Source organism: Vibrio sp. 779(2023) (assembly GCF_033344285.1).
GTDB classification, from domain to species: Bacteria; Pseudomonadota; Gammaproteobacteria; order Enterobacterales; family Vibrionaceae; genus Vibrio; species Vibrio alginolyticus.
In genome coordinates this window covers 1-19653 of the sequence record NZ_JAWPOM010000035.1, presented here as the reverse complement: position 1 = coordinate 19653, position 19653 = coordinate 1, and the positions used below count along the sequence as shown (strand labels likewise).

The 19653-nt window shown below is 46.6% G+C and carries 16 protein-coding genes; 7 read left to right on the top strand and 9 right to left on the bottom strand.

The window, feature by feature from the left end; all coding sequences use genetic code 11:
* Positions 1-358: 358 nt before the first annotated feature.
* The 6 genes from fre to trxA form a co-directional block, all read right to left on the bottom strand.
* Positions 359-1072, bottom strand: coding sequence for an NAD(P)H-flavin reductase (gene fre / locus R8O70_RS23825; RefSeq protein WP_033907312.1), 714 nt, complete (start codon positions 1070-1072; stop codon positions 359-361).
* Positions 1073-1086: 14 nt separating this feature from the next.
* Positions 1087-1356: a 2Fe-2S iron-sulfur cluster-binding protein gene (locus tag R8O70_RS23820; protein ID WP_206954917.1), complete on the bottom strand. Its 270-nt coding sequence runs from the start codon at positions 1354-1356 to the stop codon at positions 1087-1089.
* Complete coding sequence (ubiD, locus tag R8O70_RS23815) at positions 1353-3206, bottom strand: 4-hydroxy-3-polyprenylbenzoate decarboxylase (RefSeq protein WP_318184391.1); 1854 nt, start codon at positions 3204-3206, stop codon at positions 1353-1355. The genes R8O70_RS23820 and ubiD overlap by 4 nt, the downstream gene beginning before the upstream one ends.
* A 91-nt stretch (positions 3207-3297) precedes the next feature.
* On the bottom strand, positions 3298-4290 hold the full coding sequence (locus R8O70_RS23810; RefSeq protein ID WP_136976338.1) for a hypothetical protein: 993 nt from the start codon (positions 4288-4290) through the stop codon (positions 3298-3300).
* A gap of 106 nt (positions 4291-4396) precedes the next feature.
* Positions 4397-5656 carry a transcription termination factor Rho gene (rho, locus tag R8O70_RS23805; protein WP_005378757.1) on the bottom strand — a complete coding sequence of 420 codons (1260 nt, stop codon included), beginning with the start codon at positions 5654-5656 and terminating at the stop codon, positions 4397-4399.
* A 196-nt stretch (positions 5657-5852) separates the two neighbouring features.
* Complete coding sequence (gene trxA / locus R8O70_RS23800; protein ID WP_004745500.1) at positions 5853-6179, bottom strand: thioredoxin TrxA; 327 nt, start codon at positions 6177-6179, stop codon at positions 5853-5855.
* 111 nt (positions 6180-6290) lie between these two features.
* Between trxA and rhlB the strand changes: the two genes are divergently transcribed.
* From rhlB to R8O70_RS23785, 3 genes are all read left to right on the top strand, one after another.
* Positions 6291-7604: an ATP-dependent RNA helicase RhlB gene (rhlB, locus tag R8O70_RS23795; protein WP_065274956.1), complete on the top strand. Its 1314-nt coding sequence runs from the start codon at positions 6291-6293 to the stop codon at positions 7602-7604.
* 20 nt (positions 7605-7624) lie between these two features.
* Positions 7625-9118: a guanosine-5'-triphosphate,3'-diphosphate diphosphatase gene (gppA, locus tag R8O70_RS23790; protein ID WP_005382885.1), complete on the top strand. Its 1494-nt coding sequence runs from the start codon at positions 7625-7627 to the stop codon at positions 9116-9118.
* 172 nt (positions 9119-9290) lie between these two features.
* Positions 9291-10934, top strand: coding sequence for a sugar nucleotide-binding protein (locus R8O70_RS23785; RefSeq protein WP_318184390.1), 1644 nt, complete (start codon positions 9291-9293; stop codon positions 10932-10934).
* Between the two features lie 221 nt (positions 10935-11155).
* Here R8O70_RS23785 and R8O70_RS23780 read toward each other — a convergent pair whose 3' ends face one another.
* The 3 genes from R8O70_RS23780 to recQ all read right to left on the bottom strand — a co-directional run bounded on the left by R8O70_RS23780 (position 11156) and on the right by recQ (position 14215).
* The gene (locus R8O70_RS23780) at positions 11156-11830 is read right to left on the bottom strand and encodes a 7-cyano-7-deazaguanine/7-aminomethyl-7-deazaguanine transporter (protein WP_085570146.1); all 675 of its coding nucleotides are present in this window, start codon (positions 11828-11830) and stop codon (positions 11156-11158) included.
* A gap of 234 nt (positions 11831-12064) precedes the next feature.
* Positions 12065-12370: a DUF3630 family protein gene (locus R8O70_RS23775; RefSeq protein ID WP_005378772.1), complete on the bottom strand. Its 306-nt coding sequence runs from the start codon at positions 12368-12370 to the stop codon at positions 12065-12067.
* Positions 12371-12379: 9 nt separating this feature from the next.
* Entirely contained in the window at positions 12380-14215 is a 1836-nt protein-coding gene (gene recQ, locus R8O70_RS23770; protein WP_053306514.1) for an ATP-dependent DNA helicase RecQ, read from the bottom strand.
* Between the two features lie 178 nt (positions 14216-14393).
* Here recQ and rarD point away from each other — a divergent pair, with 178 nt between their 5' ends.
* From rarD to ggt, 4 genes are all read left to right on the top strand, one after another.
* Complete coding sequence (rarD, locus tag R8O70_RS23765; RefSeq protein ID WP_005378774.1) at positions 14394-15311, top strand: EamA family transporter RarD; 918 nt, start codon at positions 14394-14396, stop codon at positions 15309-15311.
* Between the two features lie 73 nt (positions 15312-15384).
* Positions 15385-16182 carry an AraC family transcriptional regulator gene (locus R8O70_RS23760; RefSeq protein ID WP_130545184.1) on the top strand — a complete coding sequence of 266 codons (798 nt, stop codon included), beginning with the start codon at positions 15385-15387 and terminating at the stop codon, positions 16180-16182.
* A gap of 91 nt (positions 16183-16273) precedes the next feature.
* A complete protein-coding gene (locus tag R8O70_RS23755) occupies positions 16274-16933 on the top strand; it encodes a LysE family translocator (RefSeq protein WP_005378776.1) in 660 nt (219 codons plus the stop codon).
* A 111-nt stretch (positions 16934-17044) separates the two neighbouring features.
* A complete protein-coding gene (gene ggt, locus R8O70_RS23750) occupies positions 17045-18811 on the top strand; it encodes a gamma-glutamyltransferase (RefSeq protein WP_213877939.1) in 1767 nt (588 codons plus the stop codon).
* Positions 18812-19653 lie beyond the last annotated feature (842 nt).

Below are 19653 nucleotides of genomic sequence, written 5' to 3'. Positions count from 1 at the left end.
ACCGAGGTATCGAATTGGATTATCATCAACGAGTGCCCACACAGATTGATAGGTCTATATTGTTAAAGAGCTTGCTTTACGAGAAGTTTTTCTCTCAAAGCGGAGGTGCATTCTAGCGATTTAATTGACAGTGTCAAACACTTTTTCAATTTATTTTTCGTAGAAGCTTTCACCTCTCCGACCCTGCTGAAGCCTTATCGCGTCTGCCGTGTCGGTGGATGCGCATTATAGGGAACTCAGATCCGTTCGCAACCCTTTTTTGAAAAAAAATGGAAAAAAATGACTGTTCGATGACTATTTCATCAAAAAAGCAAAAAAGAGGGTAAAAAACCCTCTTTTTCTGCCTTAAAAGCCGTATTTAAATGAATGCGTACGCGTCTGCGAACATACGTTCGCTCTTCGCTTTCTTGTTCTGAGTGAACTGTTCACGTGCTGCGCCAGCCATTTCAAAACGACCTGCAATATAGATATCGTAGTTTTCTAAGCTTTCGAAATCTTCAGCTACAGCTTGTAGCACGTTACCAACTTTACCTTGCCAGTCTGCAGGAGCTTCTTCTACTACTGGCACAAAATGAACATTGGCAAACTTGTCGGCAATCTCGACCAGTTCGTCTTTAGCATAAAGCTGGCAGTTATCGCGCGCCCCCCAATATAAATAGATAGGATTGGTTTTATTCTGCGCTACGCAATGATCCAGAATCGAACGTACGTAACTAAAACCTGTACCACCAGCGATCAATAACAGCGGGCGTTCACTATCTTCTTGAACCCAAGCATCGCCATGTGGCGCATCAATTTCAATCTGACCATCAGTTTCAAGCGCCGCTTGCATTGCTTCGACAACTTCTTGTGCATAAGCGTTGTGTTCCGCCGCACCGATGTGCAGTTCAAGTTCACCTTCATGACGACAAGGACTGCTTGCGATAGAGAAAGGACGTTTGTCTTTTTCACCCATCACCACCATTAGGTACTGACCCGCTTTAAAAGGCACTGGTGATTCTGGATGAAGAAGGATTTGGTAAGTATTACAAGCTAACGGCTGAATAGACTTTACTTTACATTGGATGGTCATGGTGTTCCTCTCGCTTACTCGTCAAAAGTAAGCACTAAATTACTTTCTGTATAGGCTTGGCAAGGGAATATCCAACCTTGCTGTTGCTCTTTTTCGGTTAGCATAGGTTCGAGGTGATAGCTCACCTCGCCCGTTAGCTTTTTACACATGCACATGGCGCAAGCGCCAACTTGGCAACGGTGTGGGAAGCGAATATTGTTGTTGAGCGCAGCTTCTAACACCGTCTCCCCTTCTTTTACTTGGAATGCAACGTCCATTGGTAGAAGGTGGACTTGATGACTCATAGAATACCTAACTGGTCCCAAATCTCATCGACTTTAGCCACAAGTTTAGGATCTTTTTTGATAGGCGTACCCCACTCGCGCGTGACTTCAGATTCGAACTTGTTGGTCGCATCCAGTCCTAATTTGGATGAACTCTCAGTCTTACCAAGCACTTGAATCGTGTCTCTATCTGGGTCCATTCGAGTTGTCACCGCCCAAATGATGTCATTCCAATCTCGTGCATTAACGTCATCGTCGCACAAAATGATGAATTTGTTATCCGTGTACTGAGCAAAGAAGCCCCATAGATGTTCCATCAATTCTTGGGATTGACCGGCTTGGTCTTTCTTCATTGTCACGACTGCAAATTGGTTGTTTGCTGTAGCCGGTAGATAGACGTCAACAATCTCAGGGCGTTGCTGTTTCAACTCATTCAGTTCTGCTTCGGTAATCGCTTTGCTGTCTCGCTCAGTGACCTCGGTTCGCGTCGCCAGCTCGGCATCCCATTTAATGGTTGCATCCAAGCCCATTTTGGAGCCAAGCCCAACCACTGGTGAAGCAAAGTCGAGCGAGTCGATTGGCGTGTTATCTATCATCAAGGTATCACGTACAGCGTCCATATGTTCTGACATGGCTTTAACGACATCATTCCAATCTCGTGCGTTTACCGATTCATCGCACACAATAACAAACTTGGTATACATGAATTGACGTAAGAAAGACCACACGCCCATCATTACGCGCTTGGCATGTCCTGGGTACTGCTTCTTCATGGTGACGATGGCCATTCGGTACGAACAACCTTCTGGCGGAAGATAGAAGTCTTCAATCTCTGGGAATTGCTTTTGCAGAATAGGCACAAACACTTCGTTTAATGCCACACCCAATACAGCTGGTTCATCTGGCGGACGACCTGTGTAGGTGCTGTGATAAATAGGGTCTTTACGCATAGTAATGTGCGTAATAGTAAATACGTGGTGCTTTTCTTTTTCGTTATAGTAGCCAGTATGGTCACCGTAAGGACCTTCATCAGCAAACTCGTTCGGGTCGATATAACCTTCCATCACGATTTCCGCGCTCGCTGGCACTTCCAAATCGTTGCTGACTGACTTCACGACTTCCGTTTTGCTTCCACGTAGCAAACCTGCAAATGCGTATTCCGATAGCGTATCTGGCACTGGTGTTACTGCGCCAAGAATGGTTGCTGGGTCTGCACCAAACGCGACCGAAACTGGGAAAGGTTTACCTGGGTAGGTTTCCATCCAATCGCGCAGATCAAGCGCACCACCACGATGGGCTAACCAACGCATGATGATTTTGTTCTTGGCAATTTTCTGCTGACGGTAAATGCCTAGGTTCTGACGTTTCTTATTTGGACCTTTGGTTACGGTTAAGCCCCAAGTAAGCAGCGGCGCTACATCTTCTGCCCAGCAGCTCATTACCGGAATTTTATCCAAGTCGACTTCATCACCTTGCCAAACAATGTCTTGGCATGGTGCTTTACGTAAACGCTTAGCCGGCATGTTCAATACTTGTTTGAACACAGGCAGTTTTTCTAAAGCATCTTTGAAGCCTTTTGGTGGCTCAGGTTCTTTTAAATAAGCCAGCAGCTTACCGACTTCTCTTAATTCTTTAACATCTTCACGTCCCATACCGATTGCGACACGCTCTGGTGTACCAAACAGGTTAGTCAAAACAGGTACGTCGTAGCCGATTGGGTTCTCAAACAACAGCGCAGGTCCACCAGCACGCAAGGTGCGGTCGCTGATTTCTGTCATTTCATAAGCGGGATCGACAGGGTGAGTGATGCGTTTAAGTCGACCTTTCTGTTCTAGGTGGTCGATAAATTCGCGTAAATCCTTAAAACTCATAGGCCTTCATGCTGGCTGATTAAACTGTCCGCAGTATAACAAATAGGAGGACGCTAAGATCCTCCTATTTTGTGTGGGTATGTGAGCAAGATTACTTTAATACTTGTTCAATCTGCCGAGTCTTTATCTGATGGTTCGAAGATACTAACTCTTCCAACCAGGTTTGATGCCCTTGTTGAGCAAGCTCTCGAGCAACCATGGTTGCTTCTTCTGATAACGCCATTTTTCTAACTAAAAACTGCTTTACTTGCGGAGATAGAGGGTTAGATTTTGTAAGTAGACTAATAGCTTCTGGCTTGAGTGATGGGTTAACTGTGGCATTCATCAATTGCTGAATGGAAAAAACGTCTCCAACCGCAGCTAAACGCTCAAGTTCGGACTGGCTGTTGTAATCGGCTTTCATCCGCCAGAGTAAGTTGTACACTTCCTCATCCTGACTAACTTGTGCCAACCTGACTATCACGGCCGTCGAGGGTAACCAACTGGTCACATTTGCTTTGGTTAACTGGGCCGCTAATGCAGCAAGCGCGTTGGGTGATAAACTGTCTAACTCTCGAATCAAAAGCGCTTCACGCGCTTGAGCTTGTTGAGATGGCCCTGTAAGCCATTGCTTTAAGTTAAGCTCTCTTCGTTCAGCTTGTAAGACAAAGTCCAAGGTACTTTGGTCTTGTTTCCAACGCTTAATCAAGCGACTCGCAATAACGGGAAAGTTAAAAGCGGGTACACTAAATTCATACCCATCACCTCGCTCTAACACTTGATAAGTCGGGGTCATACGGATCTGGGACTCAACAAACAGAGCCATTCGAGGCGTGAGAATCACATCTTGCTTTTCAAGCTTTTCCAATAATTGAAAGCGCACCACCTCTTGTTGAGGCAAAGCAAGTCGATCAAGGGCAAATTTAAGCGAGTCGACTTCATCTCTGACAGCGTAATCAAGCAGTTCAGAGACTTTAGTCTGTATTTGAGTATCCTGAAGCCACTGTTCTACTACAGACTCATGCATTTCCTTGGCAGATAATGTCGCAGGTAGAGTGATAAGTGACAAGCTCAGGAGTAATGACGACAACATTCCTTGTTGCATGTTAACCTCCCGATAACATTTCCTTCATTCTGATACTTCTATCGGGAGAAAGCAATAAAAAAGCCACCGATATACGGTGGCTTTTCGCAGAATAACTTATCTGAGATTATTGACGACGCATCGCATCGAAGAACTCATCGTTGGTCTTAGTCATCGCTAGCTTATCGATTAGGAACTCCATTGCGTCGATTTCGCCCATTGGGTGAACGATCTTACGCAGAATCCACATCTTCTGTAGTTCGTCAGTCTTCGTCAGTAGCTCTTCACGACGTGTACCTGAGCGGTTGAAGTCAATCGCAGGGAATACACGCTTCTCAGCAATCTTACGGTTCAAGTGCAGTTCCATGTTACCTGTACCCTTGAACTCTTCGTAGATAACTTCATCCATTTTAGAACCAGTATCTACTAGTGCCGTTGCGATGATAGTTAGGCTGCCGCCTTCTTCTACGTTACGTGCAGCACCGAAGAAACGCTTAGGACGATGTAATGCGTTTGCATCCACACCACCTGTTAGTACTTTACCTGATGAAGGCACTACGGTGTTGTAAGCACGTGCTAGACGAGTGATAGAGTCAAGCAAGATAACCACGTCTTTCTTATGTTCAACAAGACGTTTTGCTTTCTCGATTACCATTTCCGCTACTTGTACGTGACGAGATGCTGGCTCATCGAAAGTCGACGCAACCACTTCACCTTTAACTAGGCGCTGCATCTCAGTTACTTCTTCTGGACGTTCGTCGATAAGAAGAACCATCAACTCACACTCTGGGTGGTTGTACGCGATGCTTTGCGCGATGTTTTGCAGAAGCATTGTTTTACCCGCTTTAGGCGGAGCAACAATCAGACCACGTTGACCTTTACCGATTGGCGATGCCAAGTCTAAAACACGTGCTGTAATGTCTTCTGTTGAACCGTTACCACGCTCCATAACCATGCGCTCATTCGCATGTAGAGGGGTAAGGTTTTCAAATAGGATCTTGTTACGGGCGTTGTCTGGTTTATCGTCGTTAACGGTATTGACTTTTAGAAGGGCAAAGTAACGTTCACCGTCTTTTGGTGGACGAATTTTACCAGCGATAGAGTCACCAGTACGTAGGTTAAAGCGACGAATCTGACTTGGTGATACGTAGATATCGTCCGGACCCGCAAGGTATGAACTATCTGCACTGCGTAGGAAACCAAAGCCGTCTTGCAGAATTTCCAGAACCCCATCGCCAAAGATGTCTTCGCCGCCTTTCGCGTGCGCTTTTAAAATCGCGAAGATGATGTCTTGTTTTCTTAAGCGAGCTAGGTTCTCTAATCCTAAGCTTTCGCCCAGTTTTACAAGGTCAGACACAGGTCTGTTCTTCAGTTCGGTAAGGTTCATGGTGGTGGATTCTTGTTTAGTCAAAATAAGATCTGTTTTCTAGTTAAGATGGATTTGGTCTCAGGATCGACCAAGAAGAGAAATTTGTTCAATTAACGCGCGATAAGTTAGCACTAATTAGTATTCTAGTCCAGAGTTAGAAAAACAAAACCGTGCATTGTAACTTTGCACGGTTTTATCTGTAATCACTTGGTGATTATAAGTTTGCGTCTAGGAACTCTTTTAGTTGAGTTTTAGACAGAGCACCTACTTTCGTTGCCGCTACGTTACCATCTTTAAATAGTAATAGCGTTGGAATGCCGCGAATACCAAACTTAGGTGGTGTACCTGCGTTATGGTCGATGTTTAGTTTACCGATAGTGAGTTTGCCTTCGTACTCGTCTGCGATTTCGTCCAAAATAGGAGCGATCATTTTACAAGGACCACACCATTCTGCCCAAAAATCCACTAGAACCGGGCCTGCAGCGTTGATTACATCGTTTTCAAAACCGTCATCAGTTAGCTGCAAAATCTTATCACTCATCTTCCACTCCAATGTGTTTTTCGAAACTGGTTGGATGATAACCAGTAATTAGATGCCCTATTGGAATGTATTTACTTTCGTATTGCAAGCTTTAGCTGATATTCTATAGCCATGAAAAAGACGCATATCACAGAGCAAAAGTTCGCCGATTTGGGCTTAAAGCCCCAAGTTATTGAAGGATTGGACAAAAAAGGGTTCGAATTTTGTACCCCTATCCAAGCCTTGGCGTTGCCGGTCCTGCTCACCGGCCAAGACATCGCAGGCCAGGCCCAAACGGGTACTGGTAAAACGCTCGCGTTTCTTACTGCTACGTTCAACCACCTTCTGACGACTCCGGAACATGAAGGTCGTAAGCCTACACAGCCACGCGCAATTATTATGGCGCCTACACGTGAGCTCGCTATTCAGATTTACAATGATGCAGAATCATTAACTGAAAGCACAGGTCTAAAAACCGCTCTAGCTTACGGTGGTGAAAGCTACGACAAGCAACTTTCGAAACTGCAAGACGGCGTAGATATTCTGATCGGAACAACAGGCCGTATCATCGATTTCTACAAACAGCGCGTATTTAACCTCAACAACATTCAAGCTGTTGTTCTGGACGAAGCCGACCGCATGTTCGATCTTGGCTTTATTAAAGACATTCGCTTCTTGTTCCGTCGTATGCCTGAGCCAAAAGAGCGTTTGAACATGCTGTTCTCAGCAACGCTGTCTTACCGCGTTCAAGAACTGGCATTCGAACACATGAATACTCCTGAGCATGTCGTTGTCGAACCAGAACAAAAAACTGGCCACCGTATCCAGGAAGAGCTTTTCTATCCTTCGAATGAAGACAAAATGGCGCTGCTTCAAACACTAATTGAAGAAGAGTGGCCAGATCGCGCTATCATTTTTGCCAATACCAAGCATAAGTGTGAATCGGTTTGGGGTCATTTGGCTGCCGATGGACACCGTGTAGGCCTTCTTACTGGCGATGTACCGCAGAAGAAGCGTGAGAAGATTCTTGAGCAATTCACCAAAGGTGATGTCGACATCTTAGTTGCAACTGACGTTGCAGCGCGTGGCCTGCATATTCCTCAGGTAACGCACGTTTTCAACTACGACCTTCCTGACGACTGTGAAGATTATGTTCACCGTATTGGCCGTACTGGTCGCGCTGGTGCGAGCGGTCATTCGATCAGTTTTGCTTGTGAAGAGTACGCGGTTAACCTACCAGCAATCGAAGAATACATTGAGCATACAATCCCAGTTTCAGAGTACGATTCGTCGGCACTGATTCAAGATCTACCGGCTCCGATTCGTATGCGTGCACCACGCAACCAACAGCGCCGCACGAATACTGGCGGTACCCGTTCTGGTAACCGTAAGCCGCAGGGACGTCGTCCACGCCAACCGCGTCAATCGGCCCCAAAACAATCGTAATAGGAAACTGAGTTCGTTTTATGAGTCAAGCAGGATCATCACCGCTATATGCCGCCATCGACCTCGGGTCGAACAGTTTTCACATGCTCGTTGTGCGTCACATCGATGGCAGCGTTCAAACAATGGCTAAAATTAAGCGCAAAGTTCGTCTAGCAGCGGGCTTAGATGAACATAATTCTCTTAGTATGGAAGCTATGCAGCGAGGATGGGACTGCTTAAGTCTATTTGCGGAACGCTTGCAGGACATTCCTAAACAAAACATTCGCATCGTCGGTACTGCAACATTACGTACCGCGACCAATGTAGATGTGTTTTTAGAAAAGGCTAACCAAATTCTAGGCCAGCCTATCGAAGTGATTACTGGTGAAGAAGAAGCTGCCACTATCTATAAAGGTGTCGCTCACACCTCTGGCGGTAGTGGTCGTCGCCTTGTAGTCGATATCGGTGGAGCAAGTACCGAACTGATTATCGGTGAAGGTTTCGAAGCCAAAGCACTGACCAGCTTAAAAATGGGCTGCGTGACTTGGCTTGAAAACTTCTTTAAAGATCGCCAATTGAATGCTCGTAACTTTGACGCGGCAATTGAAGGAGCGAAACAGACCATCCAGCCGATTTTAGAACGTTATACTGAAATTGGTTGGGATGTGTGCGTTGGTGCATCAGGCACTGTTCAGGCATTGCAAGAGATAATGCTGGCGCAAGGTATGGACGAAGTAATCACTCACTCCAAACTCAAGCGTCTACAGAAGCAAGCCATGTTGGCCGACCATTTAGAAGAGCTCGATATTGAAGGCTTAACACTTGAACGTGCATTAGTGTTCCCTAGTGGCCTCTCTATTTTGATTGCCGTTTTTGAGTTGCTTGAAATCGATGCTATGACACTGGCTGGCGGCGCACTACGCGAAGGCTTAGTGTATGAGATGGTTGAAGAGCTTCGTCAAGAAGACATTCGTGCCCGCACTATCGCTAGCGTACAAAATCGTTATCAGCTCGATCACCAATACGGCGAACAAGTCGCTACTCTGGCACACACGCTTTTACAGCAAGCTGGGGGCGATGAGTGGATTACAGAGCCTCAGGGCAAGATATTACTCGAGACCGCCGCAAAACTGCATGAAATTGGTTTAACTATCGATTTCAAAAAAGGCGGAGAGCATAGTGCTTACTTGCTGCAGAATTTGGATCTGCCTGGTTACACGCGCGCACAGAAGTTCTTTATTGGTGAAGTGGCTCGTCGCTATCGCGAACAGCTCACTTCTTTACCTGAGCAGCATGCATTATCAGGCTCAAGTGCCAAACGAGTATTGAGACTGTTGCGTCTTGCGGTTCTACTCAGCCATCGTCGCAATCCTGATCTAGAGCCAAATGTGACTCTAACGGTTGAAGGCGACAATCTAACGTTACACATTGATGCGCAATGGCTAGAGAAAAACCCACTGACTGCGGCTGAGTTGGAAATTGAATCCAACCGTCAGACAGACATCGGCTGGCCATTAAATATCGTAGCAAAATAAGCGAATATCACTGCCTTACAATACTAAGGCCCAGGCGTTCGCTTGGGCTTTTTTGCTTCTACTTCCCCTACAAAACGTGCTGCCCAGCAAAAATCTCAGCTTCTCCGCTCTACATCGAAAAACAGCCATGCTTTATTGATAAACACAATTTAGCCAACCAAGATGCACCATCATGAAAACCGTTTTAATGACTGGCTTAACTGGCACCCTCGCCCCAAAAGTCGCTCATCAGTTTCACCTACGCGGCTGGAACATATTGGAGTGGAATCACCACCAAATCTCACCAGATGATCCAGAGCAAAGTGAACAATTTTGGCAGCAACACTACATCAATGCGGTGTGCCATATGGCGATGGGAAGTGAAGAGTGGGCAGCATGGCTCGGTGAACACTGCAAACAGCGCAACATTCCTTACCTCTTTGTCAGCACAGCAATGGTATTTGATGCCACAAAAAACGGGCCTTATGGCATCTTTGAAGAAAGAAACACCCAAGATGATTACGGCAAATACAAAGTTCGTTGTGAAGATGCAATCTGGCAAGCAAATCCAGATGCGATGGTTGCTCGAATTGGTTGGCAGCTCCATCACCAAGCAGAAGGCAATAACATGTTGGCGCATCTCGACCGCCAATATGAAGAGTACGGCGTTATTACCGCTAGCACAGCTTGGTATCCCGCGACTTCTCATATGGACGATACTGCACTCGCCTTTTTGCAGCTTATTGAGCGGAACGAAGCCGGTTTATACCATCTTGATAGCAACTTAAAGGATAAGTGGAATTTCTACGAACTCGTTTGTGCACTCAAGCAACATTACAACAAGCCATGGCAAGTGCTGCCAAGCAATGATTATCACCATGACCAACGTCTAACAGATGAACGAATTGCCTTGCCGCCATTGAGTGAACGTTTCAACAAGCCAGAGCAAATCAAACAAGCTGGCATCATAGGCATCAACTGGGGACGCACGCACATTCCCCACTATCGAAACAATGGTGTATCGGTCACAACGTTATGCGCCAACCAAATAGAACCGCTTCAGCAAGCGTGCAGTGAGGAAGCAATCCTAAAGGCAGAAACGAACATCAGCGCACTCAAACAACTCGATGTCGTGACCATCGCGACACCTGCGCATACTCATGCAGAGATCATAAAGACGTTAGGTTCAACCAAGCTGATTTGTGAAAAGCCATTGGTGGGATTGAATTCCGACATCACTCACTGGCAGCAACCGAACTCCAACCTATTGGTTAATTACGCCTTTGCTCAGCTAGAGACCGCCAAGACGATAGAGAAGTGGCTCACCTCGCAAACCCAACCTTGTGTGGTCAATCTAATCACCCAAGTTAACCTACCGGGCACCTTCACACTCAAAGAGTGGTTTCTTGAAACAGCCAGTCACCCTATTTCTTGGTTGCTGCACTGCTTCGGAGACTACTCTCAGTCAACACTGATTGAGGAAAACGGCCAACTGATCGTTGAGCTGCAATGTGGCGACCACCAGCTAAGATTTGTATTTGAATTAACCGGTGAGCCGGGCATCGAGCACATTTTAACGATTCAATCCAACCAGACCTTAACCAGTAAAGGCTACTACCGTGTCGGCGAAAAATGGCGTTTCGAGCCCATTCTCGTTAATGGCAACGCGATAAATGATGGAGAGTACAGCGAATCTGATTGCTGGCAGGACGCCAATCAACGCAGTGTCGGTTTGATGCTGGCGATGTTCAATCAAAGCATCAGTTGGGAGAACGGCCTGCAACTTGGCGCCTTCGATGCGCAAAAAGCCATTTTGATTGAGAAGATGCTCTGTTAGCCATTTCACCAACGAGCTTCCTCTACGTTCCGTATCTTCGATTAAAAGGTCTCACTCGGGACCTTTTTATTGCTCATTTTTACCTTCGTACAGCTTAGGGAGCTTTTGGACACCTATGATCTAATTACTCACCACGTTGTACAAAACGCTCTAAACCCAAGTAAACAGGCACAAAAAAGCCGCTTGATTTGAGCAAGCGGCTTTCGGGGTTCCCACTGATATTAAGACTGAACGCTTGTCGTCACCTTAAAGTCAGGGTTCACCACAGTCAGCTTCTTAATGAGGTAATTCAGTAATACGCCGTACATAGGAACGAACAAACCAAGACTAATAATCAGTTTGAAGCCGTAATCCACCAACGCGATTTCCGTCCAATGCTCCGCCATGAATGGATCTGGACTTTGATAGAACGCAATGGCGAAGAAAGCGATGGTATCAAGTGCATTACCGAAAAGCGTTGAACACGTTGGAGCTACCCACCACTGTTTCATTTGGCGTAGGCGGTTGAACACATGCACATCCATGATCTGACCAAGTAGGTACGCCATGAAGCTAGCAATCGCGATACGAGCAACGAATAAGTTAAATTCCCCTAGGTGGCCAAAACCTTGGAATTGACCTTCGAAGAACACCACCGATAAGAAGTAAGACACTGCCAAAGCAGGCAACATCACTAAGAAGATGATCTTACGTGCCAACTGAGCACCGAAAATACGCACAGTTAAGTCAGTCGCTAAGAAGATAAATGGGAAAGTGAATGCACCCCAAGTGGTATGGAAACCGAAGATAGTAAACGGTAGCTGAACTAGGTAATTGCTAGATGCAATAATGACTAGGTGGAATAGAACCAGATAGATAAGGGCGTTGCGCTGCTGCGCAGGGGTAAAGTTACTCATGCGATACCTTTTTAGTTTGGTTTGGGGGTGAGGGAACCCAAATCGAGTCACTGAATAAAGTGGCTCTTACCAACAATGTAAAATGAAAAATAAACTGGCTTGGCTCTTTCTGAGCGAAGCGGTGGGCGATTATACATTAACCACTTTTCGCCGCAAGTCGTCTGTTTGACGCAAACGTTTAAGCATAAAAAAGGGTGTTTCATGTGAAACACCCTCTCTAGAAAAATTCTATTTTTAGAAGCCGCGCTGGAACAACCCTGCAAGATAATCCAACTCTTCCCTGCTCTCTTCAATCGCTAACGCTTCAAACCAAATCGCTTCGCTGTAATGCTCTGCTTTCATAAACAGTCGGCAACCTTCAAAGTCAATCAACCAAGAGTGAATGTCCGCATCCCACTGTTTTTCCACCACAGTAGCAGAAAGCAAGCCGACTAAACGCTCACCTAAAGCAGGAAAGCTATCAAGGTCAAAGCTCGGCGCGGTAATGATTAAGCGCCCTTCTTGTGCCATGTAATCCGCTAAGCCAAATTCCTTTTGCATCTTGGTTCCTTATCCGTGGTGAGTAATGTGTTCTTGAATCAAATCGAGGAATGGATCGGCGTACTTCTCTAGTTTGCGCTGACCAACACCGCTGACTGCAAGCATTTCGCCGTAAGACGTTGGCAGAATTTCCGCCATATCAATCAGAGTCGCGTCACTGAAGACCACGTATGGTGGCAAACCATCTTCATCAGCAATCGACTTACGCAGCTTACGTAACTTAGCAAACAGCTTTTTGTCGTAGTTCTTGCTGGTCAGTTTGTCCGACTTCGCCGCACGTGCTGCGGTGTCTAAACGCGGAACCGCTAACTCTAGGGTCACATCGCCACGTAGCAGCGGACGCGCTTCTTCGGTAAGTTGCAGCGTTGAGTTACGCGTGATGTTTTGGAACAGCAGCCCTTTGTGGATTAACTGACGGAAGATACTCACCCAGTAATCGTGGCTGTGGTCGCGCCCTATCGCGTAGGTAGAAATCTTATCGTGGCCGTTTTCACGTACACGAATGTTTTGCATGCCACGTAGCACTTCCACCACGTAGCCCATACCAAAGCTCTGATTCACTCGGTACACACAAGACAACGCCTTACGCGCTTCTTCCGTGGCATCAAAGTGTTTCGGTGGATCTAAGCAAATATCACAGTTGCCACATGGCTTCTCACGATACTCACCAAAGTAATTCAATAGCACCTGACGACGACAAGTCTGCGCCTCAGCAAAGGCACTCATCGCATTCAGTTTGTGGGTTTCCACCTGCTTCTGTGGACCATCGTCTTTCTCATCCAACATACGACGCAGCCAACTGATGTCCGCTGGGTCATACAACATCATCGCTTCCGCAGGCAAACCATCACGCCCTGCACGACCGGTTTCCTGATAGTAGGACTCGATATTGCGCGGGATATCAAAGTGAACCACAAAGCGCACGTTTGGTTTGTTGATGCCCATACCGAATGCCACGGTCGCCACTACGATTTGGATGTCATCACGTTGGAAAGCTTCTTGAACGTAAGCGCGCTCATCGGCATCCATACCTGCGTGATAACCAGCTGCACGAATGTGGTTGTTACACAACTTCTCAGTCACCATCTCAACTTTCTTACGGCTACCACAATAGATGATGCCGCAATTACCTTTTTGAGTTTCAAGATAACGAACGATTTGCGAAACCGGCTTGTGCTTCTCAACTAAGTTGTAGCGAATGTTGGGACGGTCGAAGCTGCCTAGGTAAACCTCTGGATTATTCAGTTGCAGACGCTCAAGAATATCTCGGCGCGTTGCGTCATCTGCGGTCGCCGTCAGCGCCATAAATGGCACATGGAAAAATTGCTGCTTAAGTTGACCAAGCGCGGCGTACTCTGGACGGAAGTCGTGTCCCCACTGGGAAATACAGTGCGCTTCATCGACAGCAATCATCGATAGCGGCAAGTTTTCCAAGCGCTCAATGAAATCACGCATCAATACGCGTTCTGGTGAGACGTACACCAACTTAAGATGACCAGTGTGCATGCGGTTATACACGCTGAGCAGTTCTTCACGAGTCATGGTCGAGTTAATGCATTCAGCCGCTACACCGTTGGCTTTAAGCTGGTCCACTTGGTCTTTCATCAGCGAGATAAGCGGAGAAATCACCAAAGTAATACCAGAGCGAACCAAAGCAGGAATTTGATAACACAGCGACTTACCGCCACCAGTAGGCAGGATAACTAAGCTGTCGCGACCTTCTATCGCGGCGTCAATCACTAATTGCTGACCATCACGGAACTCTTGGTAACCAAACACATCCTCCAACACACGTTGAGGCGTTACAGGCGAATCAGATTGTTCGGCTAACAAGGTCGAGGTCATGAAAAGTCTCAGATTGGGTCTTAAAAAAGAGGTGCTTATGCATACCACTGGCACACAAAGTGAGGGCACATTGTAATGGGGTTTCATGGTGAATAAAACCGCAAATTGTTAGGTGTTTCGCATCACGACTCGTATACTGATTTTCTGCTCTATAAAACACACAATTAGGTGACACTTCATGACACCAGAAGACGAACAACAACGCGCGCGGCAAGGCATCTTGCTAGCGATTGGCGCGTATACCATGTGGGGCATTGCGCCGATGTACTTTAAGTCCATCGCACAAGTATCTCCTTTGGAAATTCTAAGCCACCGAGTGATATGGTCTTTCTTTTTGCTTGCTGCACTCCTCCATTTTGGCCGTCACTGGCGCTCGGCTTACCACATCGCGAAAGACAAAACGAAAATCGCTTACCTGATCGCAAGTTCCATGTTAATTGGCGGCAATTGGTTGATTTTCATTTGGGCGGTAAACTCGAATCATATGCTCGACGCCAGCTTAGGTTATTACATTAACCCATTAATCAATGTCTTGCTCGGCATGGTATTTTTGGGAGAGCGACTGCGCAAATTACAGTGGTTCGCGGTTGTATTGGCAGGTTGTGGCGTACTCGTTCAACTGATTGTATTTGGCTCCGTACCTGTTGTTGCGATGGCGTTAGCAATGAGCTTCGGCTTTTATGGCTTATTAAGAAAGAAAGTCAGTGTCGATGCAAAAACTGGCTTGTTTATCGAGACATTACTTCTGCTGCCGGTGGCCGCTGTTTATTTGCTTTTTATTGCCGATACACCAACCTCAAATATGCTTACGAATCCACTTACGTTAAATAGTTTGTTGATCGCTGCTGGGGTTATAACAACCCTGCCACTGCTGTGCTTTACGGGTGCAGCAACAAGACTCAAATTATCGACTTTGGGCTTTTTCCAATATATAGGCCCAAGCTTAATGTTTTTACTTGCAGTATTGATGTATGGCGAACCCTTTACCATGGATAAAGCGATCACTTTCGTCTTTATTTGGGGAGCACTAGTCGTGTTTAGCTTTGATGGATTACGTAATAACCGTCGCTCACGCCGAATCGTTCAGCCACAGTGATCGTTTTTTACAAGACAAGTTAGAAATTGCCAGATAAGCTTGGTCATAATGTGACCAAGCTTTTTTTTGTTTAATGGAACATATTCAGTACTACGCAACCGACCATGACAACTTGAGTCTAATAGAGGCGAAATACCAGAAATTTGCTTTTCAAAGGCATTACCATCTGGATTTTCATCTCGGCCTGATCACGCATGGTGCGCAGAAGTTCCAATATCAAGGTAACAACCACCAAGTTGGTCACGGGCAAATTGTGATTATGCCGCCGGATGAGCTGCACGACGGGCAATCTAAGCTCGAGAGTGGCTACGAAGTAAATGTGTTTGCGATCGAACCTCTCCTATTGAGCGATCTGGCTGATCTTAAGCAAAACGGTCAAATAATACACTTCAACGAGCTGATCATCTCGGATCCACAGATATTTTCACAACTTAGTAACTTACACGGGCTACTTCGTCGTGAAAACCTCAGCCAACTCACCAAAGATTGCCTTCCTTTTGAAGGATTTAACCAGCTTTTTGATCGCTACGGATCGCTTGAGCGACAAAAAGTGGTGCCATTAGGAAATCAATCACTTGGAACGTTAAAAGATTATCTAATGGCGAACCTCGACCAAGCGGTGCGTTTAGATTCGCTATCAGAGCTGTGCCAACTGAGCCCAACGCAGTTCCAGCGCCACTTTAAAGCGCAAACTGGCATGACGCCTTATGCATGGTTCGCACGCCTGCGCCTCGAACAAGGCATGAAGTTACTGCAAGCTGGTCAATGTGGTACCGACGTCGCCCACCAGATCGGTTTCTACGATCAAGCGCATTTCAGCAAAGCGTTTAAACAGACCTACGGCGTTTCCCCTTCTCAAGTGGCTCGTTAATTTCATTTACCGAGAAAGCTGTCAGTTTTTTACAAGCGCCACAGGTGACTTACCACGACAATAGCCGAATTGGTTAAATTTGAGATGTGTTATGAATGAATCCACCATATTGCTGACACTCGCCAGCATTCACTTTATTGCCCTAATGAGTCCAGGTCCGGACTTTGCGCTGGTCGTACAAAATGCGACGCGTCATGGTCGTCAAACTGGCTTGTACATTGCGTTGGGATTGTCCGTCGGTATCTTGCTGCACTCTTTGTTCAGCCTGACAGGTGTGAGTTTTGTCGTCCACCAACACCCAGTGCTGTATTCCGTGGTACAACTGCTCGGTGGTAGTTACCTGCTCTACTTAGGAATTGGCGCATTGCGTGCCGTGATCTCGATGATCCAAAACCCACTGACGGATCAACCTAAGAAGCAAAATAACCTAGTGATCAGCAATAAGCGTCAAGCGTTTGCTAAAGGGTTTGCGACCAACATTCTTAACCCAAAAGCCCTGGTGTTCTTTGTCAGTTTGATGTCGAGTTTAGTCCCAGCAGGTATGTCGATTACTGGCAAAGGTATTGCACTGGTCATCCTGTTTGGCTTGTCGCTATTCTGGTTCTCTAGCCTTGCATGGATGCTGTCGACACAGCGCTTACAGCGTAAATTGCAACAAGCGGGTATCTACATCGACGGTCTATGCGGCGTGGTATTTACTCTAGTGGGCGGCAGTATTCTATACCAAACTATCAATACTTTTATCGGATAAAGTACTGATTTAAAAGCGTAGCACAATCGACATTTCTAAGATTGCTGACTCGACGTGACTCTCCATAACTGCCAAGCTCAAAGCACAAAACTGGCAACATGGAGAGTCATCATGCATTGGACGTTCAACCGACTCGTGACCACGGGTCTTTTTCTTACTTCCCCACTAATCTTATCTACCTCAGTCTTTGCTAACCAAGCAGCAGATGCAGTTGCGCCGGAGCACAGCACTGGCTTCGAGCAAAAACAATTGATCAAAGCGAAAGATTATATGGTTACCGCAGCCAACCCACTTGCCACCCAAGCTGGGGCAGACGTTCTTGCACAAGGTGGTAATGCTATTGATGCTATGGTTGCCGTGCAGCTGATGCTGGGCTTAGTAGAACCCCAATCTTCAGGCATTGGTGGTGGCGCCTTCTTAGTGTATTGGGACAGTGAGAAACAAAAACTGACTACGTATGATGGACGCGAAACCGCACCGCTCGCCGCAACGCCGAAACTCTTCCTAGATGACAAAGGACAACCACTGCAATTTTACGATGCGGTTGTCGGTGGGCGTTCCGTTGCCACTCCTGGTACAGTGAAACTGCTGTGGGACACGCACCAGAAATACGGCAAGTTGGAATGGAAGAAGATAATCCAACCCGTGATTACCTTGGCTGAGCAAGGTTTCGAAGTCAGTCCTCGCCTCGCGAGTCTGATTGAAAAAGATGCCAAGCGCCTATCTCGCTTCCCTGCGACTAAGGCTTACTTCTTCAATCCAGATGGCTCACCAAAAGCCGAAGGCACGTTGTTGAAGAACCCTGAATACGCGCAAACTCTGACGGCAATTGCAGAGCAAGGGGCAAAAGCTTTCTATCAAGGCGATATCGCCACAGACATCATCAAGACAGTACAGAATGCACCGGGCAATCCTGGCGTATTGGCACAACCTGACTTTGATGCGTTCCAAATCAAGCAACGTGAGCCGGTTTGTGCGGCTTATCAAAGCTATGATATCTGCGGCATGGGACCACCTAGCTCTGGCGCATTGACGGTTGGACAGATTCTCGCGATCACCGAGCAATACGATCTTAAAGGTTGGGGAGCCGAAAGCGCGAAATCATGGCAAGTGATCGCCGATGCATCGCGCCTTGCGTTCGCGGATCGTGGTAAATACATGGCTGACCAAGATTATGTGCCAATGCCAACCGAAGGCTTACTTGATAAAGATTATCTCAAGCAACGTGCTGAGCTCATTCAAGTCGGTAAAGCCTTGAGTAAGGCTGAAGCCGGTAATCCTCCTTGGTCGCACGCCATGAACTTAAGCATGGACCAATCGATCGAGCTGCCTTCCACCAGCCATTTCAATATCGTCGATAAGCAAGGCAATGTGGTTTCAATGACAACAACCATTGAGAACGCCTTTGGCTCACGCTTGATGGTACGCGGCTTCTTGCTCAATAACGAACTGACCGATTTCTCTTTCCGCACGCATCAAGATGGTGTGCCAATCGCGAACCGCTTAGAACCGGGAAAACGCCCACGTTCATCCATGGCACCAACCATTATGATGAAGGATGACAAACCTTACATGGCAATTGGCTCACCGGGTGGCAGCCGCATTATTGGTTACGTCGCACAAGCCATTATCGCCCACACGCAATGGGATATGGACATCCAAAGCGCGATTAATCAGCCACGATTGCTGAACCGTTTTGGCACCTTAGATATTGAGCAAGGTACCGCCGCAGAGGGCTTACAGCCTGCTCTGGAGAAGATGGGCTTTAAAACCGATGTTCGGGATTTGAACTCTGGTCTGCATGCGATACGAATAACAAAAGACGGTCTTGAAGGCGCTGCGGATCCAAGACGTGAAGGTGCCGCTATCGGGCAGTAAGAGTCTTTCGCTCGACCCCTTGTGCGAGATCTCTCACAAAGGGTTGAGCAAACCTCTCTTTTTTAATGGTAAAACCGTACAGCAAAGCGCATAAGCCATTGAATTTAATACTCATGTATCTTTTTTGAACGCTAAGAGAGTTAAAAAATGTGAGATTAGCCCGTTGTTGGAAATCGTTAAACACGTAATATTAAACCTGTCGGAAGGATGCTGACACGGAACAGGAAACACCACGGACTTGGTGAACTTCAGGAAGAAGAAACGGTTATTCAGGATGAATAGTCGGGCATGGATTGCAAAATTGGACATTGAACGGAATCAATAGTGACTAGGATGGTTGCTACTAAGGACGGGAAATGGACACCTCTGGACGAGGCAAGGATTTGAACATCAGGATGATGTCAGGGACACCGCTCAGGGAACAAGTGATGAGAGCTAACGAGGATAGTTAGCAGACCAGGATAAGGTCACTAAGGACACCGCTAGGAAGGCGACGTAAGGATTAAGCTGACGGATTCAGCACGCTATCATGGATTAGATGCATGGAGCACTCTTAGTAGCTGGATTGCTGCGAGTAAGACTATAACCCCGATGGGCGCAAGCCCTCGGGGTTTTTCTTTGCCTAAAGTTTTTCTCAGTAGATCTGCTGAAAACAGGCATTCACCCACAACGCCCACCTTTCACTTCAAACGGCATCGTTAAGTCGCGCTTTTGTACTCCATTTATCATTCCATTTTTTACTGCGTTAGCGACACCAAAACTGCACAAGTAAATTACCACCTTCTAAAGAAGGTGGCTTTGTGTGAGCCCCCTAAAAGGGGGCCTTTGTTTAGTCCAGCGCC